The organism is bacterium, assembly GCA_035370465.1.
GTDB lineage: Bacteria > Ratteibacteria > UBA8468 > B48-G9 > JAFGKM01 > JAGGVW01.
This window is the reverse complement of sequence record DAOOVW010000024.1, coordinates 17,520-25,634: the sequence shown is the minus strand read 5'-3', so window position 1 is coordinate 25,634 and position 8,115 is coordinate 17,520. Positions and strand designations below refer to the sequence as shown.

Sequence of the window (8,115 nt, the reverse complement as noted above, 5' to 3'; positions counted from 1 at the left end):
GCAGGAGCAAAGTTTTTTCAGACACAGGCCGTCTATGATATAAATATTTTTGAAAAATTTATAAAAATGACTGAAAATTATAATGTTCCAGTCCTTTGCGGAATTGTTCTTCTTAAATCAGCAGGTATGGCAAAATATATGAATGAAAAAGTTGCAGGTGTAAGTATTCCTGAAAAATATATAAAAATGATAGCAGAGGCAAAAAAAGAAGAAAGGACAAAAGTAAGTATTAAAATAGCAGTAGAAATAATAAAAGAAGTTAAAAATATGTGTAATGGAATTCACATAATGCCACTTGGATGGGACAAATATGTTCCAGAAGTTCTTGAACACTCGGGGGTTTTATGAAATTATTTCTTTCACCATTAGAAATTTCTAATGAACTTGAGAAAATTGTTATAAAAAAGGCAGAATCAACAATTTTTGAACTTTTATTTTTTGGAATTCTTGCTGGAATTTATATTGGTTTTGGTGCACATGCATCTTTAACAATTTTAAGTGGCAAAAATGTTGACCCTGTTATATTAAAATTTCTTGCAGGTAGTGTTTTTAGTGTTGGACTTATGCTTGTTTTAATTCCGGGAGCAGAACTTTTTACAGGTAATATCCTAATGTGTCTTGGATTGATTGATAGAAAATATAATTTATTAAAATTAATTAGAAATTGGGTTGTTGTCTATATTGGAAATTTTATTGGGTCTGTTTTTCTATCCTATATTGTTCTAAAATCAGGAGTACTTGGAAGTTTTTTATCAGGGCTAACACCAATAGGAGATGTCGCAGTTGATATTGCAATTTTAAAAATAAATTTACCTTTATTCCAGTCATTTTGTAGAGGGATATTATGTAATATGCTTGTTTGTCTTGCTGTAATAATGTGTATTTCATCTTTGACAATTGAAGGTAAAATATTTGGAATATATTTTCCAATAATGGTTTTTGTGGTATCTGGATATGAGCATTCAATAGCAAATATGTATTTTTTACCTTTGGGTTTGATGGTAAATGGGCAGTTTTTAAAAAATTTTTTGTTAATCTGGAAAAATCTTATACCAGTTACATTAGGAAATATAATAGGTGGTACTCTTATAGTGATATTTCACCCAAAAATGATAAGAAGAATTTTTATAAAAAAGGAGAGAAAATGGAAATAAAAAAGATAATTGAGGGGTTTAAGGAGCCAGGCTGTTATTATAGAGGAGCGCCTTTTTGGGCATGGAATGGAAAATTAGAAGAAAAGGAGTTAAGATGGCAGATAAGAATGATGAAACAGATGGGATTAGGTGGATTTTTTATGCATTCAAGAGTAGGACTTGATACCCCATATTTATCAGAAGAATGGTTTAGTTATATAAATGCATGTGCAGATGAAGGGGAAAAATTAAATATGCTTGCTTTTCTTTATGATGAAGATAGATGGCCAAGTGGAGCAGGTGGTGGAATAGTTACAAAAAATAAAAAATATAGAATGAGATATTTAGATATGAAAATTTTAGATGATGTAAATGAAATAAAAAATATAAAAGATGTGAAAGGAATTTTTATTGCTGACTTTGAAGGACCATATATAAAGGAATATAGAAAAGTAAAAAAAGGAGAAGAAATAAAATTAAAAAAAAGTGAAAAAATTTTAATTTTTTCTATAAAAATCCAGAAAGAAAGTGATTGGTATAATGGACAGACATATTTAGATACATTAAATCCAGATGCAGTAAAGGAATTTATAAAAGTAACACATCAACAATATAAAAAGTATTGTGGCAAATATTTTGGTTCAACAATCCCAGGAATTTTTACAGATGAACCGAATTATGGGACTTCTTTTTTCTTAGAGGATAATGGGATAGATACACCATGGACTGAAAAATTAGCAAATGTCTTTAAGAAAAAATATGGGTATGACATTTTAAATTTTTTACCAGAAATTTATTTTAATGTTGTTGGAGAAAAAATTTCAAAAGTCCGATACAATTATTTTGATTGTATAACATTTCTTTTTACTACCTCATTTTCAAAACAAATAGGTAAGTGGTGTGAGGAAAACAATTTGTTATTTACAGGACATGTTCTCGCAGAAGACACATTAATATCACAAACATCTGTTGTTGGAAGTTGTCAAAGGTTTTATGAATATATGCAAGCACCTGGAATGGATTTATTAACAGAATACAGAAAATTTTCCAATACAGCAAAACAGGTAAGTTCTGTTGCAAGACAATTTGGAAGGAAATGGCGATTGACTGAGACATATGGATGCACTGGATGGGATTTTCCATTTTTAGGTCATAAGGCATTAGGTGATTGGCAGGTTGCACTTGGGATAAATTTAAGATGTCAACATCTTTCATGGTACACAATGTTAGGGGAAGCAAAAAGGGATTATCCAGCAAGTATATTTTATCAGTCACCATGGTGGAATCTTTACAAAAAGGTTGAAGATTATTTTGCAAGGATAAATTTTATTATGACAAATGGAAATGAAGTAAGAGACCTGCTTGTTCTTCATCCAATAGAAAGTATGTGGGCAATATATAGAAACAAAAATTTAATTGAAAAAAATTTAGAAAAGGCAGAGGAAGTAGTTGAATATGACAAAATGTTTGAGAAATTATGTGAGTCACTTTTATCTTTACATGTAGATTTTGATTATGGAGATGAAGAAATTTTATCAAGATGGGCAAAAGTAAAAAAGGGTAAAGAGACAAAAATAAAAGTTAATAAGGCAGAGTATAAGGCAGTTTTAGTTCCACCTTTATATACAATAAGAAATTCAACATTAAAACTTCTAAAAGAATTTAAAAAAGAAGGTGGCGAAGTTATATTTATAAAAAATTTTCCTGAATATATTGATGGAGAGAAGGCAAATTTTGATTTTTCATCTATTTTTGATATAGGTGAAAATATAGAAGATGGGCTGAAAAAAATTGAAAAAAAAGCCAGAAGAATAAGTATCTTAGATGAAAAAGGAAAAGAAATACAGCCAATTCTTTATCTTTTAAGAGAAGATGATGATTTTTATTATTTATTTTTATGTAATACATCAGATGAATGGAAAAAAGAGAAATTTCCACCTGTTAGAGAAAGAAATATGAAATTTGATAATGTAATAATAAAAGGATTTCCTGAATTTAAGTACCAGCCATTAGAATTTGACCAGGAAAATGGAAATGTTTATAAATGCGATATAAATAAAACAGAAAATGGATATGAAATAAAAACGAATTTTGCTCCTCTTGGCAGTAAATTATTTTTAATACCCAAAAAAGAAATATCAATTGAATGTAAAAAAAAGGAAAAATTACAAGAAATTGAAAGAAAAGAAATTAAAAAGGACAAATGGGAAATAAAATTATCAGAAGATAATGTTCTTGTACTGGATATGCCATATTATAAAATTGGGCAAGAAAGATGGAATGAAAAAGATGAGATATTAAGAGTTGATAGGAAAGTGAGAAGATATTTAGGGATTAAAGAAAGAGGGGGAGCAATGGTTCAACCATGGGTAAGGAAAATAAATAAAAATCCTAAAAGTGTGGATATCCATTTAAAATATGAATTTTTTGTTGATAAAATTCCATCAGGAGAATTATGTATATGTATTGAAAAGCCAGAACTTTATAAAATTTATATAAATGGATACATGCTTCCTGAAGAGATGGAAAGTGGTTGGTGGGTGGATAAATCATTAAGGAAAATAAATTTTGACCCATCAGTTTTAAAATTGGGAAAAAATGAAATTATTTTACAAACAAAGTATAATGAAAATCATCCTGGGTTAGAAATAATTTATATAAAAGGGGAATTTGGAGTGAAAATAGAAAAAAATAATGATTTAAGGATTGTTAATAAACCAGAAGAAATTGAAATTGGTGATTGGACAGAAAAAGGGATACCTTTTTATTCAGGAAATTTAACTTATATGACTAAATTAAAAATAGAAAATGATAATAAAAGAATTTTTGTAAGAATACCTGAATATAGAGGAACTGCTTTAAGGATTTTTGTAAATGGGCAACAGGCAGGGATAATTGCATGGCAACCAAATGAGGTAGAAATTACAGAATTTTTATCAAAAAATGATGAAGAAATAATACTTGGAATAGAAGTAATTGGTAGTAGAAGAAATTCTCATGGTCCTTTCCACTGGTTTGAAAAATGGTCAGAATGGACTGGACCAGGACAATTTACACCTGGTGAAAAAGAATATTATAACGGTTATCAAATTGTTCCTTCTGGTTTATTAAAAACACCTGAAATTGTTTTTTACCAAGAAATTTAATATGTAAGAATTAACTTACACTGGTTAGATAAGACACAAAGAAAATAATATTTCCCCTTTGAAAAAGGTTAAGATAAAAGAGTATGATTCGAGGTGAGAGCCGGTTTTTTGAAAAAACAAGGTAAGTAGAGATTTCTGAGAGAAAGGCACCCCTCATCCTTTCCCCTCGGACGTAGTACATAGATGAGCCTCTCCCCGCAGGGGAGATGGAAATCCCCCAATTCCCCCTTTATTAAAGGGGGGTAGAGGGGATTTTGGAAGTTTCAGATAACACAACAGAAGATATAAAGGATTTTGTAAATTTTTCCAAGCACAATGGGAAGAGAGGAGAAAAAAAGAAATTTTAACAGTATTTTTAACATGGGAGAAGAAAAATGTTAAGTGATTTAGAAATTGCACAAAAAGCAGAAATAAAACATATTGGAGAAATTGCAGAGAAAATAGGGATTGATAATAAGTTTTTAGAATTATATGGTAATTACAAAGCAAAGGTTTCTCTTGATATACTTGAGAAAATAAAAGATAGACCAGATGGGAAATATATAGATATAACTGCAATAACTCCAACTCCTCTTGGTGAAGGTAAAACTGTGACAACAATAGGACTTTCTCAGGCAATAGGAAAACTGAATAAAAAAGTTTTTACCTGCATAAGGCAACCGTCTCTTGGACCTGTTTTTGGAATTAAAGGTGGAGCAGCAGGAGGTGGATATTCACAGGTAATTCCTATGGATGACTTCAATTTACATTTAACAGGAGATGTTCATGCAGTTGGTATTGCTCATAATTTACTTGCAGCATTTGTAGATAATTCTGTTTTTAAAGGAAATCCTTTTAATATAGACCCATTGACAATAAACTGGCAAAGAGTTGTTGATGTTTCAGATAGGTTTTTGAGACATATAGTTATTGGACTTGGTGGAGAAGAAAACGGAATTCCAAGAGAGACAAACTTTGATATAACAGTTGCATCAGAAGTTATGGCAATTATCGCCTTAACAAGAGATATTTTTGACCTTAGAAAAAAATTAGGAAAAATTATAGTTGCACAGACAAAAGATGGGAAACCAGTTACAGCAGAAGATGTAAAATGTGCAGGAGCAATGGCAGTTCTATTGAAAGATGCTATAAAACCAAATTTGATGCAGACAATAGAACATACACCTGTTTTTGTTCATGCAGGACCATTTGCAAACATTGCACATGGAAATAGTTCAATAATTGCTGACCTTATTGCATTGAAACTATCTGATTATGTTGTTACAGAAAGTGGATTTGGTGCTGATTGTGGAATGGAAAAATTTATGGATATTAAATGTAGATATAGTGGACTAAGACCCGATTGTGTTGTTATTGTTTGTACAGTTAGGGCTTTAAAAATGCATTCAGGTAAATTTAAAGTCGTCCCGGGAAAACCACTTGATAAAGGACTTATTGAAGAAAATATAAAAGCACTAAAAGAGGGTAGTTGTAATCTCCAAAAACATATTGAAAATGCTAAATATTTTGGAATTCCTGTTGTTGTTGCAATAAATAAATTTAAAACTGACACAGAAAAAGAAATAGAAACATTAAAGGAGTTATCATTAAAATATGGTGCAGATGATGTAGAAGTAAGTGAGGTATGGGAAAAAGGAGGGGAGGGTGGAATTGGTTTAGCAGAAAAAGTTATAAAAGCATCAGAGAAGGAGAAAAATTTTAAGTTTTTATATGAAGATAACTGGGATATAAAAAAGAAAATTGAAACAATAGCAACAAAAATTTATGGTGCTGGTAAAATAGAATATTCACCATTAGCAGAAAAGAAAATAAAGACATACACAAAATGGGGATTTGGGAATTTGCCAATTTGTATGGCAAAAACACATCTTTCTTTATCCCACGACCCAAATTTAAAAGGAAAACCAGATGGTTTTACTTTGCCAATAAGAGATATAAGGGTCTCAGCAGGAGCAGGATTTATTTATCCTTTATGTGGTGAAATGAGAACCATGCCAGGGCTTCCTTCTCATCCAGCAGGTGAGAAAGTTGATATTGATAAAGATGGTAAAATAGTTGGTTTATTTTAAGTATTTTTGACCTTCCTGATTTTTTATTTAACATTATCCTTTTGTTATGATTTAGGGTAAAATAATTGAACAAAAGAGGAATAAAAATGGATAATGAATTAAAAATTCTTAAAAAATTTTTTGAGACAAAACCACAGATTGTTATGGCATTTCTTTTTGGTTCAAGAGCAACTGGACAACAAAGAAATATTTCTGATTGGGACATTGGAATATATTTTAAACCAGTAGAATATATGGAATTAGAGGCAAATTTTGAATATCCAGAAGAAGAAAAAATATGGGGAGAACTTGTAGAAATTTTACAGACAGATAATATTGACCTTGTTGTTTTAAATAGAGCAAGTCCAGATCTTGTTTATAAAATTTTAAGGGATGGTTTACCATTAAAAATATCTGATAAAAAACTTTACTTGAATTTGTTATGTAAAGTTAGTTATGAGGCAATGGATTGGTGGAAATTTGTAGATGAGTATTACTGGATATCTGAAAAAGCAAAATCAATTTCTCCTGAAAATAAGGCAGAAATTTTAAAGTATTTGAGATTTCTTGAAAATGAGTTTACTGATATAGAAATTATGAAAAACATTACATGGCAGGAATATAACCAGAATAGTATTAAAAGAAGAGCATTGGAGAGATGGATTGAAAATCTTGTAATGGGTTGTCTTGATATTTCAAAAATAATTCTTGCCTCAGAGAAAAAAACAATACCTCAAAGTTATAAAGAAACATTAAAGGTCTTTTGTACAGTTTTGGGTTTTTCTCCTGAAGAAGCTGAAGAATTTTCTGCATTAGCACAATATCGTAATATAGTTGTTCATGAATATTTAGATATAAGATGGAGAAGAATGCAGAAATTTATTTTACTGGTAGAAAAATTATTTCCTACTTTCCTTGAGAGAGTTAAAAAGGTGATTAAAAATGCTTAAAGTTGATAAAATTATTGTTACTTCAGAAGAGGGAGATGAGATTTTAAAAGAACTTTCTCTTACAATAAAAGATGGAGACATTGTTATTATGTTTGGACCAAATGGCTCTGGAAAATCAACACTTATAAAATCAATTATGGGTGTTTCTGATTACAAAATAAAAGAGGGAGATATATTATTTGATGGAAAAAGTTTAAAAAATTTAACAGTAAGTGAAAGAGCAAAAATGGGAATAGGGGTAATGTATCAACAACCGCCTGAAATAAGTGGAGTAAAACTTTATCAAATAGCGAAATATCTTGAAGAAAATGATGATGTTATATTTGATTATGCAGAAAAATTAAATTTAAAAGAGTTTCTTGACAGAGATGTAAATGTTGATTTTTCAGGTGGAGAGAAAAAAAGGTCTGAACTTTTTCAAATTCTATTGCAAAAGCCAAAACTTCTTTTACTTGATGAGCCAGAATCAGGTGTTGATATTGAAAATATCTCAATAATGGGTAAAGTTCTAAATGAATTTTTTAAAAAAAATGGAAGTTCTGCATTAATAATTACTCATACTGGTTATATTCTACAATATATTTCTGCAAAAAGAGGATGTGTTCTTATGAATGGAAAACTCTGTTGTTCAGACGAACCAGAAAAGATATTTCAGGATATAAGAAAAAATGGATATGAAAAATGCGGAAAATGTAAATGCGAGGACCAGTAAATAATTATTTGTTAACTATATTGACTAAAAGGCAAAAAAACACAAAGAGAAATCCATCTCTACCTTCTCCGCCAGAAATTGCGACGGACAGGCCTTATTAGTGAAAAGTGTAAATTTCCCCCTTTT

6 protein-coding genes are annotated in these 8,115 nt (G+C 30.0%); all 6 read left to right on the top strand.

The features are described from left to right. The coding region (locus tag PLW95_04700; protein HOV21963.1) for a methylenetetrahydrofolate reductase at window positions 1-348 on the top strand (348 nt) is incomplete at its 5' end. Then, complete coding sequence (locus PLW95_04695) at window positions 345-1,154, top strand: formate/nitrite transporter family protein (GenBank protein HOV21962.1); 810 nt, start codon at window positions 345-347, stop codon at window positions 1,152-1,154. The genes PLW95_04700 and PLW95_04695, both read left to right, overlap by 4 nt. Then, the gene (locus PLW95_04690) at window positions 1,145-4,279 is read left to right on the top strand and encodes a glycosyl hydrolase (GenBank protein HOV21961.1); all 3,135 of its coding nucleotides are present in this window, start codon (window positions 1,145-1,147) and stop codon (window positions 4,277-4,279) included. Before PLW95_04695 ends, PLW95_04690 begins: the two co-directional genes overlap by 10 nt. A gap of 374 nt (window positions 4,280-4,653) precedes the next feature. Next, a complete protein-coding gene (locus PLW95_04685) occupies window positions 4,654-6,348 on the top strand; it encodes a formate--tetrahydrofolate ligase (protein HOV21960.1) in 1,695 nt (564 codons plus the stop codon). An 86-nt stretch (window positions 6,349-6,434) separates the two neighbouring features. Continuing rightward, the gene (locus PLW95_04680; protein HOV21959.1) at window positions 6,435-7,277 is read left to right on the top strand and encodes a DUF86 domain-containing protein; all 843 of its coding nucleotides are present in this window, start codon (window positions 6,435-6,437) and stop codon (window positions 7,275-7,277) included. After that, window positions 7,270-7,989, top strand: a complete 720-nt coding sequence (locus PLW95_04675) for an ATP-binding cassette domain-containing protein (protein ID HOV21958.1) — start codon at window positions 7,270-7,272, stop codon at window positions 7,987-7,989. The genes PLW95_04680 and PLW95_04675 overlap by 8 nt, the downstream gene beginning before the upstream one ends. Window positions 7,990-8,115 lie beyond the last annotated feature (126 nt).